This window comes from Thermoanaerobaculum aquaticum, from assembly GCF_000687145.1.
Classification (GTDB): Bacteria; Acidobacteriota; Thermoanaerobaculia; order Thermoanaerobaculales; family Thermoanaerobaculaceae; genus Thermoanaerobaculum; species Thermoanaerobaculum aquaticum.
Map to the genome: position 1 here is coordinate 1 of NZ_JMFG01000009.1, position 24940 is coordinate 24940.

Consider the following 24940-nt stretch of genomic DNA (forward strand, 5'->3'; position numbering starts at 1 on the left):
CCCGCCTGCAAGCGGCGGGGCCGGTGGCTGCGGAAGGCTCGGTGTTGACCTTTCCCGGCGAGCTCCCCGATTCCTACTGGAGCTTAAGCCGGGAGGGAGTCATCCGCATCCTGCCCCAGGACGATGCGGTCACGCTTCCCCAGGTGGTCCCGCCGGTAACCGTTGCCCTCACCGACCGGTGGGGGCGGTGGCTGGCGGTGGGGGATGGGGAAGGGCTTAAGGTTTACCGTCTTTCCCTTCGCCCTACCTTTGTGGGCCAGGAGCGCAAGCTCAAGCTGCGCGTGGGTTCGCCGCAGGTCTCTCAGGCCAGGGATGTCAGGTTGCTTTCGGTGGGCGGGGATGGGGCTCCGGCGGTGGTGGGGGTTCAGGGAGGCACGACTTTCCTTTGGCAGGGAACCGGGGAGGCGCTGGAGGCTAAGACTTTGGCCCCCCGCGAAGGGCAAGCGGCGGCGGTAAGCGAAGCGGGGGACCGGGTGTGGTTAGCCACCGACCGGGAGCTTTCCGTATGGGATGGCAACGGAACCCTTCTGGCCACCGCTCCGCTGCCGGCGGCGGTCACCGCCATGAGCTTGCTTTTGGGTGATAGCACCTGTCTCGTGGGGGATGGGCAAGGGACTGTGCGGGCCTTTGGTCTCTATCAGGAAGCCAGCGGCTTTCTTTTGGAGCCCTTTGCTTTCTTCCCCGGCCCGGGGCCGGTGTTGGGGCTTGCCCCTTCTCCCCGTACCAAGGCCTTTGCCGTGCTGCGTCCGGGTCTTATCCAGGTGGACTACCTCACCAGCGGCAAGGTGTTAGCGCAAAGGGCGGTTCCGGAAGCGGCACGGGCTGGCCTGGCCTTTTCCCCCCGGGGGGAGCGGCTGTTTGTGGCCGAAACCTCCGGGCGCATCCACGTGTTAACCGCCGATCTTGGCCACCCCGAGGCCACCCTGGGGACGCTCTTTGGCAAGGTGCGCTACGAGGGCTACCGACACGCTTCCTGGACCTGGCAATCCACCGGTGGCAGCAACGCCTTTGAGCCCAAGCTCTCGCTGGTGCCTTTGATCTTTGGCTCCTTCAAAGGGGCCTTTTACGCCATGCTCTTTTCCGCACCCTTGGGTTTTTTGGCAGCGTTGTACACCAGCCAGTTTGCCCCGCTCCGGCTTCGCCAGTGGGTGAAGCCCATGGTGGAGCTCTTGGCGGGGGTGCCTTCGGTGGTGGTGGGGTTTGTGGCGGCCCTGGTGTTGGCCCCCTGGCTTTCCCGGCATTTGGCGTCGGTGATGCTGGCGCTTTTGGTCATTCCCGTGACCTTGCTGACCGCCGGCTGGCTGTGCGAGCTGCGCCCCCGCCCCTGGCAGCTACGCGTGCAACAGCGCTGGGAGCGCCTCTTCACCCTGGGGCTTTTGGCAGTGGCGCTGGTTCTCGTTTGGTTTTTGGCGCCGGCGGTGGAGCAGCTGCTGTTTCCGGGTGGGCTTCTGGAGTTCTTGCACAGCAAACTGGGGGTTTCCTACGACCAGAGGAACGCTTTGGTCACCGGCTTTGCCCTGGGCTTTGCGGTGCTGCCGGTGATCTTCACCCTGGCCGAGGACGCCTTGAGCAACGTACCGGAAAGCTTGGTGAACGCCGCCCTCAGCCTGGGGGCCTCCCGGGCGCGGGCGGCCTGGACCGTGGTGGTGCCGGCGGCGGCTCCCGGCCTGGTGGCCGCCTTGCTCCTGGGGTTTGGGCGGGCGGTGGGGGAAACCATGATCGTGCTCATGGCTTCGGGTAACGCGCCGGTGCTTTCCTTTTCGCCGTTTTCCGGCATGCGCACCATGGCAGCCTGCATTGCCGTGGAGCTGCCGGAAGCGGCGTACGGTGAAACCCTGTACCGCGTTTTGCTGCTGGTGGCGCTGCTGCTCTTTGCCTTTACCTTGGCCACCAACCTTTTGGGGCAACGGGTGGCGCGGAGCCTACGCCGCCGCTTTGGGGTGACGCCATGAAGGCGCCGCGTCTGGTGGTGGGGGAGGACCTTCCCGGGCGTTTCCTCTCCGCGGCCGCCCTGGTCCTGTCGCTGGGGCTCATGCTTGGTCTGGCGCTGCTGGTGGCGTGGGGAGCTGGCTGGGGCTTCTGGCCTAAGCCCCTGGAGCTTTTCACTCTGGCCGATGGCAGCAAGCTCCTGGGGGAGCGGTGGGATCGGGAACCGGACCCTGCGGGGGGAGGTTTCCGCTTTCGGCTGAAGGTGGGCAACCGGGACCTCTGGGGCAGCGATTTTCGCGTGGTGCGGAAAGCCCAGGTGGTGAAGGTGGAAAAACCGGCGGACGCCTGGGCATTGGAGCGCTGGGAGTACGGGGACTTTTACGGCTTTTTGCTGGGTCTGGAGGTGGACGGCAAGACCTTGGATGCCCAGGATCCAGGCCTGGAGCGGGAGCTGCACGCGAAGCTCCGGGAGGTAGCAGCCCTCAAAAAGCAAGCCGACCGCTTAGCCGCCAGGCTGGCAAGGCAAGCCCAGGCTTCCGAGGAGGAGCTTTTGAGGCTTTCCCGCCTTCAGGAGGCGCAGCAGGGATGTAGCCTGCTTTTGGCTGCCGCCAGCGGTGAGCGCAAGCACATCCCCTGCGCCCAGGTGGTGCACGCCCGAGCCGTCAACCGCCTGGGCTTTTGGGGGAGGCTGAAGGTTTTTGCCGGGCGGTGGCTGGAGTTTGTGAGCGCCGAGCCCCGGGAGTCCAACACCGAGGGGGGGATCTTCCCGGCCCTCTTTGGCACCTCGCTTTTGGTTTTGCTCATGACCGTGGGGGTGGTGCCCCTGGGGGTTCTCACCGCCATTTACCTGCGGGAGTACGCCCGGGACAACCGCTTCACCCGCGCCGTGAGGCTGGCCGTTTCTACCCTGGCCGGCGTTCCCTCCATCGTCTTTGGCGCCTTTGGGCTGGCGTTTTTCGTTTACACGGTGGGGGGCACCGTGGACAAGCTGTTCTTCGCCGGCTCCCTGCCCACCCCAACCTTTGGCACTGGGGGCATCCTCTGGGCTTCCGCCACCCTGGCTTTGCTCACGCTGCCGGTGGTGGTGGTGGCCACCGAGGAGGGCCTGGCCGCCGCGCCGGTGGAGGTGCGGGAGGGGGCCCAGGCGTTGGGGGCCACCCGCTGGGAAACCCTGTGGCACGTGGTCCTGCCTTACGCCAAGCCGGGGATTTACACGGGGATGATTTTGGCAGTGGCCCGGGCCGCCGGGGAGGTGGCGCCGCTCATGCTCACCGGCGTGGTCAAGCTGGCTCCCGCCCTGCCCCTGGATAGCTCCCCGCCGTTTTTCCACTTGGAGCGCAAGTTCATGCACTTGGGCTTCCACATTTACGACGTGGGCTTCCAGTCCCCCAACGTGGAGGCAGCCCGTCCGGTGGTTTTTGCCACCACCTTGGTGCTTTTGCTGCTGGTGGTTTTGCTTAACCTCCTGGCGTTGATCCTGCGCAACCGGGCGCGGACCCGGGTCATGAGCCAAACCTTATGAGCGCCGCCCTGGAGTGTCGGGACCTGCGGGCCGGGTTTGGCGAGCATACGGTGCTGCGGGGGGTCACGCTTTCGGTTCCCAGCGGCGGGGTGACCGCTGTTATGGGTCCTTCCGGTTGCGGTAAGTCCACCCTTTTGCGCTGCTTTAACCGCATGAACGACCACCTGCCGGGGTTTTTCCATCAAGGGGAGGTGCGGGCCCTGGGCCGGGACGTTTACGACCCTTCCTGGCCGGTGGACAGCTTGCGCTTTGCCGTGGGGATGGTGTTCCAAAAACCCAACCCCTTCCCCATGAGCATTGCCGACAACGTGCTCTTTGGCCCCCGGCTTTTGGGCATTCGCCAGCGTCAGGAGCTTTCGGAGATCCTGGAAAGCTCGTTGCGGGCTGCGCACCTCTGGGACGAGGTGAAGGATGCCCTCCACGCATCGGCGCTTAAGCTTTCGGGAGGGCAGCAGCAGCGCTTGTGCATTGCCCGGGCGCTGGCCTGCAAGCCGCAGGTCTTGCTTTTGGACGAGCCTTCCTCAGCTTTGGACCCCATTGCCACCGCCCGTTTGGAAGAAACGGTTCTGGACCTTGCCTCCCGCATCACCGTGCTGTGGGTGACCCACGACCTCCAGCAGGCGGCGCGGGTTTCGCAACACGTGGCATTCTTGTACATGGGCGAGCTGGTGGAGGAGGGGCCTACCGCAGAGGTTTTTGCCAACCCCCGAAACGAGCTCACCGAGCGTTACCTCACCGGGAGGTTCGGCTAGGAGGTAGTGATGGAGCGGCCCATTGACCTGGAACTCAAAAAGCTCAAAGAGCAGCTGCTCACCATGGCGGGGGAAGTGGAGCAGCAGCTTTCTCTTGCGGTGCGCTCGCTGGTGGAGAGGGACTCACCAGCGGCGCAGGAGGTGATTGCTGCCGACGAACGGGTGGACCGGCGGGAAAAGGAGGTGGACCGCACGGCGGTGGAAATCATCGTGCGGGAAAGGCCGCTGGCCTCGGACCTGCGGCTCGTCATCACCGCCACCAAGATTGCCCCCGATTTGGAGCGGGTGGGGGACCATGCGGTGAACATTGCCGAGCAAGCGCTGGTGTTGAACCGCATGCCTCCCCTGAAGCCCTTTGTGACCTTGCCGCGCATGGCCGACATTGCCAAGGAAATGCTGCGGCAGGCGCTCACCGCTTACGTGGAGCACGACGCTTCTCTGGCCCGTCAGGTCATCGCCCGCGACGATGTGGTGGATGCCCTCCACGAGGAGGTTTTCCGCGAGCTTTTAACTTACATGCTGGGGGATCCGCAAACCATCCCCCGTGCCCTGGCTTTGATCCTGATCACCCGTTCCTTGGAGCGCATTGCCGACCAAGCCACCAACATTGCCGAGCAAGTGGTGTACCTGGTGGAGGGGCAGGACATCCGCCACGTTCATGGAGGTGAGGGGGCCGGTGCCTGAGGCGGTGCGCTTTTCGCTGCAAAACCTCACCTGTGCCTACAGCGGGAAGGTGGTGGTGCGGGGGGTCAGCCTGGACATTCCCGCTTCCGGGGTAACGGCGTTTATTGGCCCTTCCGGGTGCGGCAAATCCACGATCCTGCGCTGCCTCAACCGCATGAACGATGTGGTTCCTGGCTTTTCCTTAAGCGGCCGGGTGCTCCTGGATGGGGAGGACCTCTACGGCGACTCCCAGGACCCGGTGCTCATACGCCGGCGGGTGGGGATGGTGTTCCAGCGCTCCAACCCTTTTCCCACTTCCATCTTCAACAACGTGGCCTACGGCCTAAAGCTGCACTTCAAGCTCACCCGCGCGGAGCTGGAGCTGGAGGTGGAGCAGGCTCTGCGGGCAGCAGCGCTTTGGGACGAGGTGAAGGACCGCCTGCACACCCCGGCCATGAGGCTTTCCGGGGGGCAACAGCAGCGCCTCTGCCTGGCCCGGGCCCTGGCGGTGAAACCCGAGGTCATGCTCTTCGATGAGCCGGCCTCCGCCTTGGATCCGGTGGCCACCGCCAAGGTGGAGGAGTTGGTGATGGAGCTGGGGCGCCAAATGACGGTGGTGATCGTGACCCACAACCTGGCCCAGGCCAGCCGGGTGGCGGACCGTACCGCGTTTTTCCTGCGCGGGGAGCTTATCGAGTTCAACCGCACCGTGGATCTCTTCACCAACCCCCAACGCCCGGAAACCGAGGCGTACCTCTTGGGGAGGGTTTCGTGAGCAAAAGGGTTTTCCTGGTGGAAGACGACCCGGACATTGCCCAGCTGGTGCGCTCCCGCCTGGAAAAAAGCGGGGAGTTTTCGGTGCGGGTTTTTGCCCGCGGCAGCGAGTTCCTGCAGGCCTTTGAGGAGGAGCTTCCCGATGTGGTGATCCTGGATTTGGCCCTGCCCGACACCGACGGCCTCACCCTCTGCCGGGAGCTGCGCAGTTGGGACACCACCCGCACCTTGCCCATCCTCATGCTCACCGCCCGCTCCGGGGAGGCGGATCGGGTGACGGGCCTGTCCTTGGGGGCCGATGACTACCTGGTGAAGCCCTTTTCCTTGGCGGAGCTGGAGGCGCGGGTGAAGGCCCTCTTGCGGCGGGTGGGCTGGGAGCGGGGGACCGCCGAGGAGCGCTACCAGGATCGGCGCTTGGCGGTGGATGCCGGCAGCTTCCAGGTGCTCTTGGACGGCCAGCCGGTGCACCTCACCCGCCGGGAGTTTTCGCTTCTCTGGTACCTCATCAACTTGAAGGGGAGGGTGGCCAGCCGGGAGCACATCCTGGATGCGGTTTGGGGGTTGGCCTCCTCGGTGGATGCCCGCACCGTGGACGCCCACATCCGCACCTTGCGGAAAAAGCTGGGGGATGAGGTCATCGAAACGGTGCTGGGCGTGGGCTACCGTTTCCGAGGGTGGCCGTGAGCTTTCGCTTCCGGCTGGCCCTTTCCGTGGCGGTTTTGGCCTTTGGCGTGGGCCTTGTGGTGCTGTTTGGCGCTTCTTCCCAATGGGAGAGGGCGCACCGCAGGGAAAAGGAAGCTCATCTTCGCAGCGCGGCCCGGCAGCTGGTGGCGCAGCTGCCGGAGCTTTTGCGTGTGCCACCGGAAACCCGCCACCGGCGGGCGGGGGAGCTGGGGGCGCTCATGGGGCTGCGGGTGACGCTGGTGGCCGCCGACGGCACGGTGGTGGCCGACTCCCGGGTGCCTTACGCCCACCTCCCGCTTTTGGAAAACCACGGGCAGCGTCCGGAGGTGCGCCGGGCGCTGGAGCTGGGGGAGGGTTCCGCCCACCGCCGTTCCGCGACCACTGGCGTTTTCACGTGGTACCTGGCTTTACGGACGGAGGAGCAGGGTCAGGCCTGGGTGGTTCGGGTGGCGGAGGAAGAAGGCGCGCCTTCCTTTCCGTGGTTGTGGCTTCTTCCCTTGGCCGCGGCTTCAGCAGGGGTGGGGTGGTTGGCCCAGCGGCTCTTGGCCTCCTGGCAGCGGGAGATTTACCAGCACCTCGCCCCTTGGTGTGAGCTCCCCGCCAGCGCCGAAACCCCAGCGGTGGCCTACGAAGCCGACCGTCGTTTTCGCAAGCTCAAAGAAGAGGCCACCCGGGAGCTGGAGGCGTGCCGCCAAGCTCTTTCCCGGGTGGTGGAAGGGGTGGTGCTTTTGGACCGGGAGCAGGTGGTGCGCTTTGCCAACCCCGCTGCCCTGGAGCTTTTGGGCAAGCTCCCCGAAGGCGAGCCCCTTTGGGAGCACTGCCAAAACCCTCAGCTTTTGGCGCTGGTGGGCGAGGGCCTGGCGGGAGCGGAAAGCCGGCACGGCGAGGTCACCCACCAGGGGCGAACCCTGGCGGTGACGCTCACCTCCCTGCAGCACCCGGTGCTGGCCCTGGGGCTTTTGGTGCGGGACATTTCGCCGCAAGCCCGGTTTGAAGCGGCGCGGCGGGCCTTCGTGGCGGACCTCGCCCACGAGCTGCGCACGCCGGTGACGGTTTTGGGCGGCGTGCTGGAGGAGCTGAAGGACCGGGGGGTCGCTCCGGAGCTTGCCGACATGCTGGGCCGCCAGGTGAAGCGGCTCTCCCGCTTTGCCGCCGACCTGGAAGAGCTGGTGCGCATCGAAACCGGCCGCCTGCAGCTGGAGCTGGCGCCGGTGGAGCTTTTGGCCCTGGCCCGGGAGGTGGCGGCGGACTTTGCCCCGCACGCCCAGGCCCGGGGGGTGAGCCTGGCGGTGGGAGGGGAGCCGGTGACGATCACCACCGACCGCCTGCGCTTGGCCCAGGTGGTCTCCAACCTGGTGGACAACGCCATCCGCTACAACCGCCCAGGGGGGTCCGCCACCGTCCGGGTTGCCCCCCACCAGGAAGGGGCCCAGCTGGTGGTGGAGGACACCGGTTTAGGCATTCCGGAAAGCGAAATCCCCTTGGTGTTCCAGAGGTTTTACCGGGTTCGCCGGGGGGAAGCCGAAGCCACCGGCTCTGGGCTGGGGCTTGCCATCGTCAAGCACCTGGTGGCCCGCCTTGGGGGCCGGGTGCACCTGGCTTCCAAGCTGGGGGAGGGAACCCGGGTGACGGTGGAGCTGCCGGCCAAAGCTTCTAGCGAGCTTCCCGCTCCTTCAAGGCCTTAAGCAGGGCCATGCCGAAGGCGGTGACCTGCGGCTCGGGCTTGGCCTTCTTTTCCTCCGCCCACTGCCGGAACTCCTTGGAGGCTTTCTTTTCCTTGGCCTTCTTGACCGAAAGCGAAAGCCGCCGCTGGGAGGGGTCCACGCTTAGCACCACCGCGGCTACCCGCGTACCCGGGAGGAAGGTCTCGGCCAGCGACTTGCCCTTGGGGACGTCGCTTTCGGAAGCGGGGATGAGGGCTTCCAGGCCGGGCTCCAGCTCCACGAACACCCCGAAGGGCGCAATGCGGTCCACGGTGCCTTCCACCAGGGTTCCCTCGGGGTAGCGCTCCCGGGCGTCGGCCCAGGGGTCGGAGGTGGCCACCGGACGCAAGCTCAAGCCAATACGCCGGCGCTCCACATCCACTTCCCGCACAAAGCCTTTGATTTCTTGCCCCACAGCCAAGGAGGGGTCGTCCAAGCTCATCCCCGGCGGCAGCTGGGTTACGTGCAAAAGCCCATCCACCCCCTCAGGGAGCTCCACGAACACGCCAAACTCGGTCTTGCGGGCCACCCGGCCGCTAAACTCGCCGCCCACCTGGTAACGGCCGGCCACCTGCTCCCAGGGATCCGGTTGAAGGGCCTTGAGGGACAGGGCAATCCTCTCCTTTTCGCGATCGGCCTCGATGACCTTGACCTGGATCTTTTCCCCCACCTTGACCACCTGGGAAGGCTTTACCGGCTGCTTGTGGGAAAGCTCGGTGAGGTGAATCATGCCATCCACGCCACCCAAGTCCACGAACACCCCAAAGTCGCGGATGGTTTTGACGGTGCCCTCGAGAACCGCCCCCACCTGGATCTTCTCCCAAGCCTGGCGCTTGGCTTCTTCCTTTTCTTCCAAAAGTACGGCCGCCCGGGAGACCACCATGGTGGAGAGGTCATCGGCCATTTCGGTGATCAAGAACATGAAGTTCTTGCCCAAATAGGCGTCCACGTTTTTGGGATAGCCCAGCTCCATTTGCGAGTAAGGGCAAAAGGCGCGGATGCCGGCAATGGAAACGTCATAGCCGCCCTTGTTGCGGCCGGTGACCTTGCCCTGCACCGGGATGCGGTTGGCAAAGGGTCCTTTGAGCGCTTCCCGCTCCCGCCGTTCAATGGCCAGGCGGTGAGAAACCCTGAGCTCGGGGGCGGTGGCCACCACGATGGCCTCAAGGTTGTCGCCGGGGCGCAGCTCGCCCAACTCCGCCCGGTCCATGAGGGCCTCGGTCTTGCCACCCACGGCAATGAGAGCCACATCGCCGGAAACCGCCACAATTTGCCCCGAAACCAGTTGGCCGACCTGCAGTTCCTCGCTGGAAAAGCTCTCCGCCAAGGCCTCGAGGAAGCTTCCGTTTTGTTCTTGGTGATCCTGTTGCGTCATGGGCTTTCCCTCATTCCGCCCCACGGGCGGGGTAGGTATTCTACACCATCCTTCTGGCCTTCGCCGAGGGCGGCTGGCATTTTCCGCCTGGATTGCGGGTTACACTTCCCGGGTGCAGGTGAAGGGCCCTACGGACCAGGAGCTGGAAGCGCTCATGGAGGCCTACCAGCAAGGCCAGCTGGAGGCCTTTGAGAAGCTCTACAGTTGCCTGGCCGGCGAAGTGGGGGGCTACCTCCGTAACCTGGTGCGGGACCACCACCGGGCCGAGGACCTCTTGCAGGAAACGTTCCTGCAGATCCATCGGGCGCGGCATACCTATTTGCCGGGCAAGCCGGTGCGCCCCTGGGTTTACGCCATTGCCCGCAACGTTTTCTTGATGAGCGAGCGGGCCCGCCGTCGCCGGCAAGCCCACGAGCAGCTAGCCGACGAGGCGCTACCGGAGCTGCCGGTGGCCTCCGAGGTAACCGCCTGGGAAGGGCAAAAGGACCTCCGTCACTTGCTCTCGGGGCTGCCGGAAAAGACCCGGGAGGTGCTGATGCTCCACCATGTGGCGGGCTTAAGCTTCAAGGAGGTGGGCGAGGTGCTGGGGCTTTCGGAAGGAGCGGCCAAGGTGCGAGCCCATCGGGCCATGGAACAGCTACGGCGGGTCGTTCGCGGGGAGGGGGGATGAGCCAGCAGCTTCCGGAGAAGCTCCGCACCAAAGTGGCGCAGGACCTGCGCCCGGTGAAGCCGGTGGCTGCGCCATCGGTGCGCCTGTTGCTGATCGTGCTTTGGACGTGTGCGGCGTTGGTGGCGGTGCCCGCTTTGGTGGGGTTGCGCTTCAACGCCCCGGACCTGGGGTTTTGGCTGCTTTGGGGCGCTACCGGTGCCGAAGCGGTGGCGGGGCTTGCCCTGGTGTTTCTGGCGCTGCGGGAGGGCATCCCTGCTCTGGGGGCCCCCCGGGGGACGCTCGTTTCTGCGCTTTTGGGGGCCTGGGTGTTGCAGCTGGGGGTGGCGCTTTTTACCCATGCCCGCTGCCCCTGTCCGGCCAGCGGCGCCATGGACCACATGGCCTGCTTTGCTTCCGAAACGCTTTTGGGAATTCCCGCGCTGCTGTTGACGCTTTTTCTGGTGGTGCGGGCGTACCCGCTCTCGCCCCCGCGGGCCGGGCTTTTGGGCGGGGTAGGCTCGGGGGTGATGGCCGATGCGGTGCAGCATTTGATTTGCCCGGTTTCTGACCTCCGCCACGTGTTGCTCTGGCACTTTGGGGCGGTGGCTGCGCTGGGGCTTTTGGGCCTGGTGTTTGGCTTTGTGTGGGAGGGTATGCGGCTGCGGCGGTTCCGTCGGGACCTAGAGGAGGGGCCTTGAGTAACGGCCCTGGGGGTTTTACCCATAGCCAGCCTGAAGGGCTCGGTGTGCTCCTCATCAACCTGGGTACCCCCGAGGCTCCCACCCCTTCGGCCCTCCGTCGTTACCTCCGGGAGTTCCTTTCCGATCGTCGGGTGGTGGAGCTGCCCCGCTGGAGGTGGTGGCCGATCCTCCACCTCTTCGTTTTGACCACCCGCCCCCGTCGCTCGGCGGCGCTTTACCGCCGCATTTGGTGGGAGGAGGGTTCCCCCCTGCTGGTCATTGGCCGCAGGCAAGCCCAGGGGCTTCAAGCCCTCCTGCGGGAGCGCTGGGGCCCCCAGGTTTGGGTGCGCCTGGCCATGAGGTACGGCAACCCCTCCATCCGCCAGGGCCTGCGGGAGCTTTCCTCTTTGGGGTGCCGCCGGGTGCTGCTTTTTCCCCTGTACCCGCAGTACGCCTCGGCCACCACCGGTTCCAGCCTGGAGGTGGCCTTCCGGGAGCTCGCGCGCTGGCGGTGGGTGCCGGAAGTGAGGGTGGTGGCCTCCTACCACGATCACCCGGCGTACGTTAAGGCTCTGGCCAATTCGGTACGGGAAAGCTGGCAGCGGGAAGCACCCGGAGAGAAGCTACTGTTTTCCTTTCACGGCATCCCGCTGGCCGCTTTTTTAGCCGGCGATCCCTACTTCTGCCACTGTCAAAAGACGGCCCGCTTGGTGGCCGAGGAGCTGGAGCTTCCCAGGGACCGTTGGGAGGTGGCGTTTCAGTCCAAGTTTGGCCGGGACCCCTGGCTGGAGCCTGCCACCATCGAGTTGGTCAGCCAATGGGGGCGACAGGGCCTTTCCAGCCTGGACGTGCTCTGTCCGGGCTTTGCCGCCGATTGCCTGGAGACCCTGGAGGAAATCGCCATGACCAACCGGGAGGCCTTCCTCCACGCTGGCGGCGGTCGCTTTCGCTACATCCCCGCCCTCAACGATCGGCCGGATCACCTGCAGGCCCTGAGCGAGATTGCCAGCGGCCATATGGCGGGTTGGGGTGAGGCTGCCGATGTGAGCGAGCGGGAGCGTCGTTTCCGGGAGTTTGTGGCCGCCAACCCCTTTCCGGGGGCCGAACGGTTTTAGCGAGGTTCTGATCTCAAGGCCAGGCGGAGAGCGGCCTTGGCGGCCTGAGCCTGGCGCTGGTAGCTTTCCCCTTCGACCTGCTCCCGCAGGCGCTGGGAGACCGGAACCACCATGGGGAAGGCCTCCCAAACCACAGGCTGTCCGGTTTCTCGGTGAACCACGTGCCCTTCGTGCACCAGGTGGGAAGCCTCGGGCAACGAAAAGGGGGCCAAAAGCTCGCTTACTGCGGAAAACAGCGCAGCGTGCTCGGGGTAAAGGAAAGTGGCGTGGCGACGGGCCAAGGCCGCCAGGTGGTAGTGGGAGGGGCGGAAGGCAAGCCCGTCCAAGGCCAGCTCCTCGCACAGCACCACCAGCCAGGCGAAGACGTCGGCGAGAAGCCCCAGTCCGGGGTGCTGCTGCCCCGGGAGACGGGGGCGTTCGGGGGTGAACTGGGCACGGGGGTTTTGCAGCAGGAGCCACTCCACCGAGAGCACCTCAAAGCCCGGTAACACCCGGGAGGAGCGGGCCAGGCGCAGCTCCAAGAGCAGCTCGCTCTTTTGCGGATCGCCAAAGATGCGCAGGGTGTGGCCCAGGGGGTGGTCAAGCTCCAGGGTCACGGTGGGGCAGGGGAAGCCCTTGGCGCGGATTTGCTGGAGCAAGCCCATGCGCTCGAGCATGAGCTCCACCCGTACTGGCGAAAAGCTCCCCAAAAACCGGGTTTGCACCGGCAGGCTCGGAAGGGCGCCGAACAGGTCCTCCTCCGTAAGCCCCCAGTCGGCTTCGTCTTCCGCTGCTTCTCCGAAAATGTGGGCCATTTGCCGCATGCGGGCGAGAGCCACCACCTCGTCGGAGGGTGGCTCCAGAGGCTCGCCCGTGAGGTACCAGGCCAGGGTGCGGGCGGGATAGCGCCAGGCGCGATCACCGTACCCACCCGCCAGCACCATCACCACCGGGACCCCAAGCTCCCGCAGCCGGGAAAGCACCAGGCGGTCGCGCTGCAAGACCCCTTGTGGGCTCACGTTCCAGTTTCCCAGCGGATCGTCGGCGGCTACGTCGGCACCGGCGAGGAAAAAGGCAAGGCTGGGGGAAAAGGTGGACAAAACCTTGTTCAAGGCGTCCTCTACCGCCTGCAAATAGGCCTCATCGCTGACCCCATCCCCCAGGGCTACCGAAAGGGAGGCTTGTGCTTCAGTCTCGCCCCAGTGGCGGTTGTGAATGGAGAGCGTGAACACCGTGGGGTCATGGGCAAAGATCTCGCGGGTGCCGTTGCCGTCGTGGAGGTCCAGGTCCACCACCAAAACGTTGCCGGTAAAACCCCGCTGGCGCAAGCGCAGGATGGCCACCGCCACATCGTTGAGAACGCAAAAACCGGCGCCGCGGTTACGACCGGCGTGGTGGAACCCCCCTCCCAGATGCACCGCAAAGGGGGCTCCCGCCATGACCAGGCGGGTGGCTTGAATGGTGCCGCCAACCATGAGGCGTTGGAGCTGCAGGATGGCTTCCTCTTGCCCTGGAGCCACCGGAGTCCCCAGGATTTGGGTGAGCACCTCGTTTTGCTGGATGGACTCCAGGTACGCGGGATCGTGGGCCAGGAGCAGGTTCTTCATGGCTGCCGGCAGCGGGCGGGTGAGCTGTTCGCCGGCCAGCAGGTGCTCCATGCTCAAAAAGGCCAGGATCTTTTCTCCCCGCAGGGGATCCAGGGGCGCGCCTCGCAGCTGCTCCCGGTAGCTGGGGTCAAAAACCACAAACGGGGGGCGACGACCCAGCGCCAAGGCCAGGGCCCGGAGGGCCCGCTTGAGGCGCTGGCGGGTTCGGAAGAAGCGGGAGCCGGCGGCCGGCGGGTGGTTCAAGGCAGGTCCGAGCAGGAAATGAAGAAGCCGCACTGGCGGTTGGGACAAAGCAGCTTGCAGGAGCGGTATTGCAACAGGAAGCCGCAGTTGGGGCAAACACGGGAACTGTCAGCCGGGGGTTGAGGCTTTGGTGGGGGCAACGGCTTTTTCATCCCAAGCTTGAGGGTAGCAGGTGGCGTTTTTGTTGGCAACAAAAAAAGCGGGCCGCAGCCCGGCCCGCTTTTTTCGCTTTCCTTCCTTGTTACTTCTTGTGGCACTCGGCGCACTTGGTGGGGCCTTTGGCTTCTTTCTTGTGGCAGTCAATGCACAGCTTGTGGAACGGGTTCTTGCTGAGGCTCATTTCGCGCATGGACGGGGTTTCCGGCTTTTCCGGGTCCAGGTGGCACGAAGCGCACGGCTTCACCTCGGTGGCTTCCGCAGTCAGGCCCTTTTGGGTGTGGTGGCAGGTGTCGCAGGCGTATTTGTCGGCGTGGACCTTGTGCGGCATGACCACCGGAGCTTGCTTGTTCTTGGCCTTGTCCAAAGTTACGGTCTCCGGGACCTGCACGGCGGCCACGGCCACAGCAGCCAGGATCGTTACGGCCCAAAGCCAAAGGTGACGGTGGGAACCTTTCATCGCAAACCCTCCCTTCGTGCCTATGCTAGCATGACACAGCGCAACTGCAAGTGAGAGCCATGTCACACCTCCGGTGGGGTACTTGTGGTGAGGAAATTTTGGCCGGCACCATGGCGAGAGGGGAAGCTGAAGCGTTTCTTCGCAGCGTGGCCCAGCGAGTTCGGGAGGTGCCGCTGCCATTTGTGCCGAGCTTGCTGGTAGGGGCGGATGTGGCGTACGGGGAAAGGCAGGCGGTGGCGGCGGTGGTAGTTTGGGACCTTCGGGAAGGCAAGGTGGTTTGGGAAGAGACCCGGGAGGGCCCTGTGGCCGCCGAGTACCGGCCGGGGCTTTTCTTCCTGCGGGAAGCGCCGTTGGTCCTCCCGCTTCTTTCTAGGGTGCCCTTGGATGGTTGGGTTGCGTTACTCCATGGGCACGGGATGGCCCACCCATTGGGTGCGGGTTTGGCTTCGGTGGTGGGGGTGCTTTTGGGACGCCCCACAGTGGGCTGTGCGGGCTCGCTTCTCTGCGGCCGCGGGGGCGAGCCGGGGGAAGAAAAGGGGAGCTGGAGCCCGGTGTGGTGGCAGGGAAAGCGAGTGGGGGCCTTTCTCCGCACGAGGGCTGGAGTAAAGCCGTTGGTGGTTTCGGTGGGACACGGGTTGACGTTAGAGGAAGCGGTGGGCCTGGTGCACGCGGCAAGCGTTTACCGTTTCCCCGAGCCGTTGCGGCTGGCGGATGCTCTGGCCCGGAAGAGCTTAAGGGCTGCCGCGGGAGGCGTTTAAAGGGGTTTGCCCGCCGCGTGTCTGATGTCTAAGATGGGCTTGATGAGGAAGAACGACGCGGTGGTGCCGGTGGACGAGGAAGCACTTCAGCTCCTTTACGACGCGGTGCGTTGCCTTCCCGCGGGTCTTATCGTGGTGAGCGAGGACGGGCGCATTGCCTTTTGCAATCCCCTGGCGGATGCCATCCGCGGGGTGGGCGAGCGGGTGGGTCACCCGGTGGCCGAGTGCCATCCCCCCCGCGCTTTGCCGGCTTTGGACAGGCTTTTGGAGCGTTTCCGCCACGCTCCCGCTGACCGTGACCACCCGCTAGTGGTGGAACGGGGTGGTAAGTGGGAGGTGCTTTACCAGCGCATTACCGGCGAGGACGGCCGCTTCCGCGGGGTGGTTTGGCTGGCCCACGACATTTCCCGGCACAAGCTTTTACAGCAACAACTTTTGCACCACGAGCGCATGGCAGGGCTGGGGAGCATGGCGGCCCGGCTGGCCCACGACATCAAAAACCCCTTAAACATCATCGCCGGCGCGGCCCACAACCTCAAGGAGCTGGTGAGCGATTCGGTGGCTCGGGAAATGGTAGGGCTCGTTGAGGATCAGGTGCGGCGGGTGGAGGATCTTCTGGCGCAACTGCGGGAGTTGACCCGCCCCCTCAAACCCCGTTTTGGGCAAGTGGCGGTCAACGAGCTCTTCAGCGAGTACCTTGGCAAGCAACCGCCGGAGGTGCGGGAGCGGGTGGAGCTGATTCCCCTGGCCGAGGAACTGCAGGCGCGTTTGGACCCCGACCTTCTGGTGCGCTTCCTCGACAACGCCCTGGCCAACGCCCTCCACCACAGCCCCACGGTTGTGCTTTCCCTCGGGGTAGCCACGGAACCGGAGGGGGAGTGGCTTTCGGTGACGGTGCGGGACTTTGGGCCGGGCTTCCCCCAGGAGGTTTTGGACCGTCTCTTTGAGCCTTTCGTTTCCACCCGTCCGGATGGGCTGGGTTTGGGCCTCACGATCATGCGGGAGGTTTGCGTGCTGCACGGTGGGGACCTGCAGGTGGCAAACCACCCCGAAGGCGGGGCGCTGGTCACCGGGCGGTTGGCCACCCGATGAGCCACCAAGGCCGGGTTTTCCTGGTGGAAGACGAGCCCGCTGCCGTGCGGGTCACGCAGTTGGCTTTGGAACGGGCCGGTTTTGAGGTGGTGGCGTGCGAAGATGCCTCCTCCGCCCTGCGCCGCTTTGACGAAGTGCACCCGGACGTGGTGCTGGCCGACTACCTGCTGCCCGGGCTTTCCGGGCTTGAGCTTTTGCGGTACGTGATCCGCCGAGCTCCCGATGTGCCGGTGGTGCTCATCACCGGCCACGGAAGCGAGAAGCTGGCGGTGGAGGCGCTTAAGCTGGGGGCCTACTCCTACCTCCCCAAGCCCTTGGATTTCGAGGAGCTGGCCTTGGTCCTCCGCCGGGCGGTGGAGCTCAAGAGGCTGCGGGAGGAAAGCCGCCAGGCGCGGCTTGCCAGCGTCACCGAAGAGCTGGTGGGTCGCTCCCAGGCTTTGGCGCAGGTGCGCCAGCTCATCGCCGACATCGCACCCACGGAGGTCACGGTGCTCATCCTGGGGGAAACCGGCACCGGGAAGGAGCTGGTGGCCCGGGCCATCCATCGCGCCTCTCGCCGTGCCCGGGGCCGTTTTGTGGCCGTCAACTGCGCGGCCATTCCCGAAACCCTGCTGGAAGCGGAGCTTTTCGGCTACGTGAAGGGAGCCTTCACAGGCGCCGAGGCGCGGCGGGAGGGGAAGTTTGTGGCCGCCTCCGGGGGAACGCTGTTTTTGGATGAGGTGGGGGAGCTTCCCCTTTCGCTGCAACCCAAGCTGTTGCGGGCCTTAGAAGAGAAGGAAGTTACGCCGCTGGGTTCCGATCGGCCGGTGGCGGTGGATGTGCGCCTGGTGGCGGCCACCAATCGGGACCTTGAGGCTCTGGTCAAAGAGGGCAGGTTTCGCCCTGACCTTTACTTCCGCCTCAACGTGGTGCCCATCCACCTTCCCCCGCTGCGGGAAAGGCGGGAGGACATTGAACCCCTGGTGCAGTACCTCCTGCCCCGCATTGCTGCCCGCCATGGCAAGCCCATCCGCGATGTCCAGCCGGAGCTTTACGCGTGGCTTTCGGCCCAGGACTGGCCGGGCAACGTGCGGGAGCTGGAAAACACCCTGGAGCGGCTGGTGGTGTTGTCCTCCGATGGTGTGTTGCGGGTCCCCGCCGGAGGTGGGGGGCTTCTCCATCCGTTTTATGAGGAAAAAGAGCGGGTACTGGCGGCTTTTGAAAAGGAGTACCTGCGCCAGGCGCTGCAGATGGTCCAGGGTAACCTGGCCGAGCTTTCCCGCCGCTCGGGGATCTCCCCCAGGCACCTTTACAACCTCTTGAGGAAGCACGGCTTACATCAGGAGAAAAGCGAGTAGGCCAAAACCCGGCCTTAGAGTGGAACCCGGCACGGTTTTGCCGCTGCTTGCTGTCGCTAACCCACTGACCTCCAACTAGTTACTATGAGTTACAAAATCCTCGGCAATGTAATGCCGAATCTCGGGCGTCGGTCGTCCTTTTGAAAATCGGCTAAAGTCTTGCCATAGCTTGACAAAGCTTTTGCGTCTGCAGTTGGCACGCAACTTGCTCTGCCTTCCCCGGGGAGGTGGTATGGCCGAGAGCAACCGCCGGGAGTTTTTGGTCAACCTCATTTTGGGCCTTTCGGTAATCCCCGGTTTTGCCTGGGCAGCGCGGCACGTGCTGCGGTACCTGGTGCCACCCAAGAGCCAACGCACCACCGAGGTGCTCCTCACGCGCCTTTCGGATTTGCCGGTAGGCAGCGGCCGGGAGTTCAAGGGGGTGTTGGGCAACGACCTAATTGCCGCACGCCTGCCCTCCGGGGACGTCAGGGTCTTTTCCTCCATTTGCACGCACCTGGGGTGCCACATCCAGTGGGATCAGGTGGCGGGGAACTTCTTGTGTCCGTGCCATCTGGGGCGGTTTGACACAGAGGGCAAGGTGCTCGCCGGTCCTCCTCCCACTCCCTTGCCTTCGTTCGCGGTGCGAGTCAGCGGCAATGACGTGTACGTGACGGTTCCGGTAAAGGAGGGGTAGGGCATGGCAAGCCGTCCGGAAATCCCGAAGTGGCTACGCTTTTTGCGGGAGAGGGTCCCGGTCAACATCGAGGTTTTTGAGGAGCTTTCCAAGGAGCCCATCCCCCACCACATGAAGAACTGGTGGTACTGCCTGGGTGGAACGCCCCTCATGCTGCTGGCCGTACAGGTGGTGACCGGCATCCTTTTGACCTTTTACTACCGCCCGTCCCCCGAAGACGCTTACAACTCGGTGCGCATGATTACCGAGGAAATCCCCTTTGGCTGGTGGATCCGCTCGGTGCATCACTGGGCCGCCAATCTCATGGTGCTGGCGGTGGGCCTGCACATGATTCGTGTGTTTTTCACCGGAGCTTACCGCAAGCCGCGAGAGCTCAATTGGGTGGTGGGCACGGGTTTGCTGTTTACCACGCTGGGTTTTGCCTTTACCGGCTATGCCCTGGTTTATGACCAGCTCTCCTACTGGGCAGCCACCGTGGGCACCAACGTGGCGGAGCAGTTCCCGGTCATCGGTCCGTGGATCGCCAGACTTCTTCGTGGCGGCGAAGCCGTCAACCCCACCACCCTCACGCGGTTTTTCGTGTTTCACGTGGGGGCGATGCCCACGCTGATGGTGATTCTCCTGGGCATGCACATTTTCCTCTTGCGGGTGCACGGCGTTATGGAGCTGGAAGCCCCGGAGGAGGTGCAGCAAACCCCATTGACCGTGGAAGAAGACCGGGAAGGCAAGAGGCGCTTCGATCCCAACCGTTTCTTTGCCTTTTTCCCCGATCACGTGACCACCGAGCTTCTGGTGGGGATGTTCCTGTTGACGCTCCTGACCATGCTAGCTATTGTCTTTCCAGCCCACTTGGGGCCACCGGCCAACCCCGACGAGACCCCGCTCCACATCAAGCCCGAGTGGTACTTCTACCCGGTGTTTCGCTGGTTGAAGCTGGTGCCACTGTGGCTGGCCATGGGTGGCCTGCTGGTTGGCGGCTTGGCCTTCGTGCTGTGGCCTTTTATTGACGGCTGGATCCGCAGGGTCAAACCGCGCAGTGAATTGGGAACTGCCGTTGGCGCGGTGGCGGCTTTGCTGTTGGTGACTTTCTTGCTTTGGGAAGCATTAGCCACGCACTAACACGAGGGGAGGGTTTATGAGCCTTCAGTTCAAGAAGATCATCGTCGCGATATTTGCCGTGGCCTTTACGGCTGCCGTAATCATCGTTGGGCTTATCGAAAAGGAGCGGGCCAAGCCGGAAAAAGCCGCCGCGGCGTACGCCGATGAGGCCACCAAGGCGTGCATTACCTGCCATGACGAGAAGCACGTGGCGGTGGACTGGAGCCGGCAGTGGGAGCAGTCCCGCCACGCGCAGAAGGGTATTGGCTGCATGGCCTGCCATGAGGCCAAGGACGGTGACAAAGACCTGTGGCTGCACGAGGGCTACAAGATTGCTACGGTCCCGTCGCCTCTGGATTGCAAGTCCTGCCACGAGCAGCAGTTCAAGGAGTTCACCGAGTCCCACCACGCCAAGGCGGCGCAGTTTATCGGTTCTCTCGACAACATCCTGGGTGAAATTGCTGAAGGAACACCGGCGGCCAACCTGGGGTGCAAGCAGTGCCACGGTTCCACGGTGCAAATCCAGCGCACCGGTGATCCCAAAACCGACGGTCTTCCCTTACCCGGGTCCTGGCCCAACACCGGCATTGGCCGGGTGAACCCCGATGGTTCCCTGGGCACCTGCACGGCATGCCACACCAGGCATATGTTCTCCAAACAGCAGGCGCGCGAACCCCGCACCTGCGGTCGTTGCCACATGGGCCCCGACCACCCGCAAATCGAGATTTACGAGGAGTCCAAACACGGGATCATGTTTGCCGCCTGGCGCGACAAGATGCGTTTGGATGCCGACGAGTGGATCGTGGGCAAGACCTACACCGCCGCACCCACCTGCGCCACCTGCCATATGGGCGCCACACCCACCATGAAAGGCACCCACGACGTGGGCGCCCGCATTTCCTGGACCTTGCGGCCGCTTTTCTCCAAGCGACTGGAAAACTGGCAGGAAAAGCGTGATCGCATGAAGAAGGTTTGCCTGGAATGCCACGGCAAGAACTGGGTGGACAACTACTTCGTGATGTTTGATGACGCCGTGGAGCTCTGGAACAACAAGTTCGCCAAGCCCGCCAACGACATCATGGAAAAGCTCAAGGCCGCCGGCAAGGTTACGCCTACGCCTTTTGACGATCCCATCGAGTGGACCTTCTACGAGCTGTGGCACCACGAAGGCCGTCGCGCCCGCCACGGTGCTTCCATGATGGGGCCCGACTTCACCCAGTGGCATGGCTTCTACGAGGTGGCCAAGCACTTCTACACCAAGTTCTTACCGGAAGCGGAGCACCTCTTGCCTGGGGTCACCGCTGGCATCAACCAGCTCCCCGAGCATGCCTGGCGGCAGGGGCTTACCAAGGAGCAAATTCAGCAGATGCTGGACTTCTACCAAAAGAGGTACCAACAACGGGTGCAGTAAACGGCGGGGCCCCTCCGGGGGCCCCCTTTAACCCCCCGGCCTTGTGAAAACAAGGCCAAAGAAAGGAGGAGACGGTGATGAAACGGTGGATGGTTATTGTGATGGTCATGGTGGTCGTGGGCTTTGCCTGGGCGCAAAACCCACAAGCCCAAGCTTCCCCGGAAAAGCCCAAGCTTTCCTTGAGTTTGTCGGGGTTTTACGAGTTCAACGGGTACACCCAGAACAACTTCTTCTTCGGTGCCCGTCCATCTGGCCTGGTCACCGACCACGACGATTACGCCATTCAGCTCTTGCGCTTGCAAAGCGAGCTGGCTTACGGCCCCAACGTGAAAGCGGTGATGCGGGTGGACTACGCCCAGGGTATCTGGGGCATTGACGACCAGTACCGGGATAACTTCCGTCCGGGATTTTCCAACCTCTACAACAACAAGGACACCAACTCCACGGTGCACGTGGACTGGGCTTACGTCGAATTCAACGCGGCTAAGCTCGGGAACACCACCTTCCGCATCGGTCGCATGAAAAACGCCCTGGGTAACCTGCTGGTGTTGGATCAGGACGGCGACAGCGTGCAGGTGTCGAAAAAGCTGGGGAACTGGGCTGCCACCCTTAACTGGACCAAGATGTACGAAGGTGCCGATAGCCTCACCGACAACGCTGTGGGCGCCACCAACGGCAAAGACGCCGATCTCTTTTACGTGAACTTTGCAGGTAAAGTGGGCAACTTTGACCTCCAGCCCTACCTGGCGTACTACACCGATCGCGGTTATCGCGACAACACCACGTACCTCCCCAACGAGCTGCAGTACTTCAACGCTCGCTTCCGCCCCAACATCACCACCGCGCAAGTGGCGGGCTTGGCGTTCAACGGAAAGGTGGGGAACCTGAGCCTCAAAGGCGAGGTGGACTACCTCTGGGGCAAAGACAAGGTGCGCAACACCAACTCCGGGCCCAACCAGCTTTTGGATGTGAACAACGGCGATCTGGAGGGCTACAACCTCTACCTGGATGCCAAGCTGCCGGTGGGCAAGACCACGCTGGGGGCGGTGTTTGGCATGGGTTCCGGTGACGACGATCCCATGTCCGGCAAGGGCAACATCAACAAGATCCGCACCAACGGCTTCTTCTACGTAACGGAAATTTGGGAAGATTCCATCATGCCCGATGAGGAAGGCATTACCCCCCAGGGCCTGGGTTCTCCCGCCTCCCGTGGCTACAGGGAATTTGAAAACACCACGCTCCTGCAGCTCAACGCTACCTTCCCGCTGCGCCAAGACCTCAAGCTTTTCCTCTCTGGCACCTACATCCGCGCCACCGAAGCCCTGCACCCCTGGGCCGATGCCAACGGCAACAACGCCATTGATCCCGGCGAGTTTGGTGCGGCCTCTTCCCGCGACCTGGGCAAGGAAATTGACTTCAAGCTCGACTGGACGGTGATGGACAACCTGGTGTGGACGCTCAGGGGAGGCTACTTCTGGCCGGGTGATGCGGCGCTGTACCTGGTGAACGGCAACGCCCGCCACGACAAGGAAGCTTGGGAGCTGCGGACCCAGCTTACCTTTACCTTTGGTGGGCTGAAGGTCATGTAAAGGAGGCGGTTATGAAAGGAAGGCTGCTGATAGGCCTTTTGGTGCTGTTGCCCTTTGTCCTAGGAGCAGCACCGGCCAAGAAGAGCAAGGTGGTCCACCCGGACGTGGACACCGAGGAAGCCTGCGACGTTTGCCACCGCGAGGTGACCCCGGAACTGGTGGATGCCTGGTACAAGAGCCGCCATGGGCTGATGAACGTCAAGTGCTTCGTGTGCCACGGCACCATTGGCCCTGAGTTTATGCGGCGGGCCCCGGTATCCCGCTGCGTGGGTTGCCACAAGGACAAGGTGGAATCGCTTTCCAACCCCTTTTTCAAGGGGAAGGATTGCTTTTCCTGCCATGCGGGGCATGAGCTCAACCCCCATAAGATTGGAGGTGGGCAATGAGCATTTCTCGAAGGGAGTTTCTGGAATCAGCAGCTGCCGCTTCGGCGCTGGCCGCCCTCTCGGGTTTGCCGCGCCCGGCGCAAGCGGCGGGTGGCGAGAAGTGGGTTAAATCGGTGTGCCGGTACTGCGGCACCGGCTGCGGGCTTTACATTGGGGTCCGGGACGGCAAGGTCTTTGCGGTAAAGGGCGACAAAGAAAACCACAACCAGGGCTTTTTGTGCTTGAAGGGCTTCCTTTTGCCGCAAATCCTCACCGCGCCCACCCGCTGCCTGTACCCCATGATCCGCAAGGACGGCAAGCTCGTTCGCGCCACCTGGGACGAAGCCATGAGCCTGGTGGCCGCCAGGTTCAAGGAGGCTATCGAAAAGTACGGGCCTGATTCTGTGGCGTTTTACGGCTCCGGCCAGGGCTTGACCGAAGAAACCTACGTAGCCAACAAGCTCTTCAAGGCCGGCATCCGCACCAACAACGTGGATGGCAACCCCCGGCTGTGCATGGCTTCGGCGGTGGGGGGCTACGTCACCACCTACGGCAAAGACGAACCCATGGGCTGCTACGAGGACATTGACCACGCCGATGTGTTCCTGCTGGTAGGTTCCAACACCGCGGAGTGCCACCCTATCCTTTTCCAGCGCATCGTACGCCGTAAGGAAAAGGCCCCGGGGACTAAGGTCATCGTTTTGGACCCGCGCCGCACCCCCACCGCCCGTATTGCCGATTTGCACATTTCTTTCAAACCCGGCACCGACTTGGCCATCCTCAACGCCATGGCGTACGTGTTGGTGCAGGAAGGCCTCATTGACGAGGAGTTCATCAAAAACCACGTGACCTTTGGGGAAGGTACTGAAGCCAACAAGAGCTTCGAGGACTACAAGGCTTTCCTTGCCCAATACACCCCGGAAAAAGCCGCGGAAATTGCTGGTTGCAAAGCGGAAGACATTGTCACGGCGGCGCGCTGGTTTGGGGAAAAAGGAAAAGCATCCATGTCCATGTGGACCATGGGCTTAAACCAGCGCACCAAGGGTGTTTGGGCCAACAACCTGGTGCACAACCTCCACCTCATTACCGGCAAAATCGGCACACCTGGTTCCACCCCCTTCTCCCTCACCGGCCAACCTAACGCCTGCGGCGGCGTTCGCGACGGTGGCGCCCTCTCACACCTCTTGCCCTACGGTCGCCTCATTGCCAACGAAGCCCATCGCAAGGAAATGGAAAAGCTTTGGGGCGTCCCTGAGGGGACCCTCAAGCCCAAACCGGGCCCTTCTACCGTGGAAATGTTCCAAAAGATCGAAGCTGGCGAAATCAAGTGCGTTTACATCATGTGCACCAACCCTGGCCAATCCCTGCCCAACGTGGGCCGCTACCGCAAGGCCCTCCAGCGGGAAGACGTGTTCGTGGTGGTGGCGGAAGCCTTCCACCCCACCCGCACCACGGAGCTGGCGGATGTGGTGCTCCCCGCTGCCGCTTGGGCGGAAAAAGAAGGTGTTTACGGCTGCTCGGAGCGACGCTATCAGCTTTTGGAGCAAGCCATCCCGCCTTCCGGCGAGTCTCGCCCTGACTTCGAGATCCTCTGTGATTTGGGCCGTCGTTTGGGCTTGGGTCACCTGGTGCCGTTTAAGACTCCAACCGACGTTTGGAACGAAATCCTCACCATTTGCAAGGGCACCGTTTATGACTTTTCTGGCATGACCCGGGAACGGTTGCGGCAAGCCCACGGCATCCTTTGGCCAGCGCCCACTGCCGATCACCCGGGAACTAAGCGCCGCTACGTGAAAGGCGAGGATCCTTTCGTGCCCGCTGACTGGCCCCACCGCATCAAGTTTTACGGGCGCCCGGATAGCAGGGCAGTGGTGTGGATGCGTCCGTTTAAGGGGCCGGAAGAGGCTCCCGACGCCGACTACCCCATGTACTACACCACGGGCCGGGTTATCGAACACTGGCACACCGGCACCATGACCCGTACCTGCAAGGAGTTGGTGCACGCCAACGCTGAAGCGGTGGCGGAAATGCACCCCGCCGATGCCGCCAAGCTGGGGGTCAAGACCGGGGACAAGGTCAAGATCAGCTCCCGTCGCGGCAGCGAGGTGTTTAAGGTGAAGGTCACAGACACCTCCAGGGAAAACCTGGTGTTCGTCCACATGCATGACGACCAGCACCTGTGCAACCTCATCACCATTGATGCCTTGGACCCCATTTCCAAACAGCCAGAGTTCAAGATTTGCGGCGTCAAAGTGGACAAGGCTTAACCTGCAAACATCGGGCCCCGGCGGAGGCCACCCCTCCCCGGGGCCCCAAGGAGGTA

General features: G+C 63.6%; 22 protein-coding genes. 19 read left to right on the plus strand and 3 right to left on the minus strand.

Annotated features, from left to right (window positions below):
- From EG19_RS04220 to EG19_RS14250, 7 genes are all read left to right on the plus strand, one after another.
- Positions 1-1952: ABC transporter permease subunit (locus EG19_RS04220; protein WP_152543905.1), on the plus strand; the 1952-nt coding region annotated here is incomplete at its 5' end.
- Entirely contained in the window at positions 1949-3451 is a 1503-nt protein-coding gene (gene pstA / locus EG19_RS04225; protein WP_053334868.1) for a phosphate ABC transporter permease PstA, read from the plus strand. The genes EG19_RS04220 and pstA, both read left to right, overlap by 4 nt.
- On the plus strand, positions 3448-4203 hold the full coding sequence (gene pstB, locus EG19_RS04230) for a phosphate ABC transporter ATP-binding protein PstB (RefSeq protein ID WP_038047942.1): 756 nt from the start codon (positions 3448-3450) through the stop codon (positions 4201-4203). The genes pstA and pstB (EG19_RS04230) overlap by 4 nt, the downstream gene beginning before the upstream one ends.
- A gap of 9 nt (positions 4204-4212) precedes the next feature.
- The gene (gene phoU, locus EG19_RS04235) at positions 4213-4887 is read left to right on the plus strand and encodes a phosphate signaling complex protein PhoU (protein ID WP_038047945.1); all 675 of its coding nucleotides are present in this window, start codon (positions 4213-4215) and stop codon (positions 4885-4887) included.
- Positions 4862-5641, plus strand: a complete 780-nt coding sequence (gene pstB / locus EG19_RS04240) for a phosphate ABC transporter ATP-binding protein PstB (protein ID WP_038047947.1) — start codon at positions 4862-4864, stop codon at positions 5639-5641. Before phoU ends, pstB (EG19_RS04240) begins: the two co-directional genes overlap by 26 nt.
- Positions 5638-6324, plus strand: coding sequence for a response regulator transcription factor (locus EG19_RS04245; protein WP_038047950.1), 687 nt, complete (start codon positions 5638-5640; stop codon positions 6322-6324). The genes pstB (EG19_RS04240) and EG19_RS04245 overlap by 4 nt, the downstream gene beginning before the upstream one ends.
- Entirely contained in the window at positions 6321-8009 is a 1689-nt protein-coding gene (locus EG19_RS14250) for an ATP-binding protein (protein ID WP_152543906.1), read from the plus strand. Before EG19_RS04245 ends, EG19_RS14250 begins: the two co-directional genes overlap by 4 nt.
- Here EG19_RS14250 and EG19_RS04255 read toward each other — a convergent pair.
- A complete protein-coding gene (locus EG19_RS04255; protein ID WP_038047954.1) occupies positions 7978-9402 on the minus strand; it encodes a S1 RNA-binding domain-containing protein in 1425 nt (474 codons plus the stop codon). The two genes, EG19_RS14250 and EG19_RS04255, sit on opposite strands and share 32 nt — an antisense overlap.
- A gap of 112 nt (positions 9403-9514) precedes the next feature.
- Between EG19_RS04255 and EG19_RS04260 the strand changes: the two genes are divergently transcribed.
- Genes EG19_RS04260 through hemH form a run of 3 tightly spaced genes read left to right on the plus strand, consistent with a single transcriptional unit; the run spans position 9515 to position 11846 of the window.
- Positions 9515-10072: an RNA polymerase sigma factor gene (locus EG19_RS04260; protein WP_161685364.1), complete on the plus strand. Its 558-nt coding sequence runs from the start codon at positions 9515-9517 to the stop codon at positions 10070-10072.
- Positions 10069-10749: an NrsF family protein gene (locus EG19_RS04265; RefSeq protein ID WP_038047956.1), complete on the plus strand. Its 681-nt coding sequence runs from the start codon at positions 10069-10071 to the stop codon at positions 10747-10749. The genes EG19_RS04260 and EG19_RS04265 overlap by 4 nt, the downstream gene beginning before the upstream one ends.
- Positions 10746-11846 carry a ferrochelatase gene (gene hemH / locus EG19_RS04270; RefSeq protein WP_053334870.1) on the plus strand — a complete coding sequence of 367 codons (1101 nt, stop codon included), beginning with the start codon at positions 10746-10748 and terminating at the stop codon, positions 11844-11846. Before EG19_RS04265 ends, hemH begins: the two co-directional genes overlap by 4 nt.
- On the opposite strand, the gene EG19_RS12360 is transcribed toward hemH, so the two are convergent.
- Positions 11843-13675 (minus strand): histone deacetylase family protein, encoded by a 1833-nt coding sequence (locus tag EG19_RS12360; protein ID WP_152543907.1) that lies wholly within the window; start codon positions 13673-13675, stop codon positions 11843-11845. The two genes, hemH and EG19_RS12360, sit on opposite strands and share 4 nt — an antisense overlap.
- Before the next feature lie 241 nt (positions 13676-13916).
- Positions 13917-14291, minus strand: a complete 375-nt coding sequence (locus EG19_RS04280; RefSeq protein ID WP_038047959.1) for a cytochrome c3 family protein — start codon at positions 14289-14291, stop codon at positions 13917-13919.
- Positions 14292-14401: 110 nt separating this feature from the next.
- On the opposite strand from EG19_RS04280, the gene EG19_RS04285 reads away from it, so the two are divergent.
- The 9 genes from EG19_RS04285 (at position 14402) to EG19_RS04325 (ending at position 24884) form a co-directional block, all read left to right on the plus strand.
- Positions 14402-15049: an endonuclease V gene (locus EG19_RS04285; protein WP_235208696.1), complete on the plus strand. Its 648-nt coding sequence runs from the start codon at positions 14402-14404 to the stop codon at positions 15047-15049.
- A gap of 42 nt (positions 15050-15091) precedes the next feature.
- Positions 15092-16141, plus strand: a complete 1050-nt coding sequence (locus EG19_RS04290) for a sensor histidine kinase (protein ID WP_161685367.1) — start codon at positions 15092-15094, stop codon at positions 16139-16141.
- Positions 16138-17478 carry a sigma-54-dependent transcriptional regulator gene (locus EG19_RS04295; protein WP_038047962.1) on the plus strand — a complete coding sequence of 447 codons (1341 nt, stop codon included), beginning with the start codon at positions 16138-16140 and terminating at the stop codon, positions 17476-17478. Before EG19_RS04290 ends, EG19_RS04295 begins: the two co-directional genes overlap by 4 nt.
- A 232-nt stretch (positions 17479-17710) precedes the next feature.
- The gene (locus tag EG19_RS12365) at positions 17711-18154 is read left to right on the plus strand and encodes a QcrA and Rieske domain-containing protein (protein WP_053334873.1); all 444 of its coding nucleotides are present in this window, start codon (positions 17711-17713) and stop codon (positions 18152-18154) included.
- Between the two features lie 3 nt (positions 18155-18157).
- On the plus strand, positions 18158-19273 hold the full coding sequence (locus tag EG19_RS12370) for a cytochrome b (RefSeq protein ID WP_053334874.1): 1116 nt from the start codon (positions 18158-18160) through the stop codon (positions 19271-19273).
- Positions 19274-19289: 16 nt separating this feature from the next.
- On the plus strand, positions 19290-20663 hold the full coding sequence (locus EG19_RS04310) for a multiheme c-type cytochrome (RefSeq protein ID WP_038047964.1): 1374 nt from the start codon (positions 19290-19292) through the stop codon (positions 20661-20663).
- 77 nt (positions 20664-20740) lie between these two features.
- Positions 20741-22252 carry an alginate export family protein gene (locus EG19_RS04315; protein WP_038047966.1) on the plus strand — a complete coding sequence of 504 codons (1512 nt, stop codon included), beginning with the start codon at positions 20741-20743 and terminating at the stop codon, positions 22250-22252.
- Between the two features lie 11 nt (positions 22253-22263).
- On the plus strand, positions 22264-22638 hold the full coding sequence (locus EG19_RS12375; RefSeq protein ID WP_053334875.1) for a cytochrome c3 family protein: 375 nt from the start codon (positions 22264-22266) through the stop codon (positions 22636-22638).
- Positions 22635-24884, plus strand: a complete 2250-nt coding sequence (locus EG19_RS04325) for a molybdopterin oxidoreductase family protein (RefSeq protein ID WP_038047969.1) — start codon at positions 22635-22637, stop codon at positions 24882-24884. Before EG19_RS12375 ends, EG19_RS04325 begins: the two co-directional genes overlap by 4 nt.
- Positions 24885-24940: the final 56 nt, after the last annotated feature.

Bases quoted from the DNA above. Each gene is read 5' to 3' on its own strand.
- pstA (WP_053334868.1), top strand. From the start codon at position 1,949: ATGAAGGCGCCGCGTCTGGTGGTGGGGGAGGACCTTCCCGGGCGTTTC.
- pstB (WP_038047942.1), top strand. From the start codon at position 3,448: ATGAGCGCCGCCCTGGAGTGTCGGGACCTGCGGGCCGGGTTTGGCGAG.
- phoU (WP_038047945.1), top strand. From the start codon at position 4,213: ATGGAGCGGCCCATTGACCTGGAACTCAAAAAGCTCAAAGAGCAGCTG.
- pstB (WP_038047947.1), top strand. From the start codon at position 4,862: ATGGAGGTGAGGGGGCCGGTGCCTGAGGCGGTGCGCTTTTCGCTGCAA.
- EG19_RS04255 (WP_038047954.1), bottom strand. From the start codon at position 9,402: ATGACGCAACAGGATCACCAAGAACAAAACGGAAGCTTCCTCGAGGCC.
- EG19_RS04265 (WP_038047956.1), top strand. From the start codon at position 10,069: ATGAGCCAGCAGCTTCCGGAGAAGCTCCGCACCAAAGTGGCGCAGGAC.
- EG19_RS04280 (WP_038047959.1), bottom strand. From the start codon at position 14,291: ATGAAAGGTTCCCACCGTCACCTTTGGCTTTGGGCCGTAACGATCCTG.
- EG19_RS04285 (WP_235208696.1), top strand. From the start codon at position 14,402: ATGGCGAGAGGGGAAGCTGAAGCGTTTCTTCGCAGCGTGGCCCAGCGA.
- EG19_RS04290 (WP_161685367.1), top strand. From the start codon at position 15,092: ATGAGGAAGAACGACGCGGTGGTGCCGGTGGACGAGGAAGCACTTCAG.
- EG19_RS04295 (WP_038047962.1), top strand. From the start codon at position 16,138: ATGAGCCACCAAGGCCGGGTTTTCCTGGTGGAAGACGAGCCCGCTGCC.
- EG19_RS12365 (WP_053334873.1), top strand. From the start codon at position 17,711: ATGGCCGAGAGCAACCGCCGGGAGTTTTTGGTCAACCTCATTTTGGGC.
- EG19_RS12370 (WP_053334874.1), top strand. From the start codon at position 18,158: ATGGCAAGCCGTCCGGAAATCCCGAAGTGGCTACGCTTTTTGCGGGAG.
- EG19_RS04310 (WP_038047964.1), top strand. From the start codon at position 19,290: ATGAGCCTTCAGTTCAAGAAGATCATCGTCGCGATATTTGCCGTGGCC.
- EG19_RS04315 (WP_038047966.1), top strand. From the start codon at position 20,741: ATGAAACGGTGGATGGTTATTGTGATGGTCATGGTGGTCGTGGGCTTT.
- EG19_RS12375 (WP_053334875.1), top strand. From the start codon at position 22,264: ATGAAAGGAAGGCTGCTGATAGGCCTTTTGGTGCTGTTGCCCTTTGTC.
- EG19_RS04325 (WP_038047969.1), top strand. From the start codon at position 22,635: ATGAGCATTTCTCGAAGGGAGTTTCTGGAATCAGCAGCTGCCGCTTCG.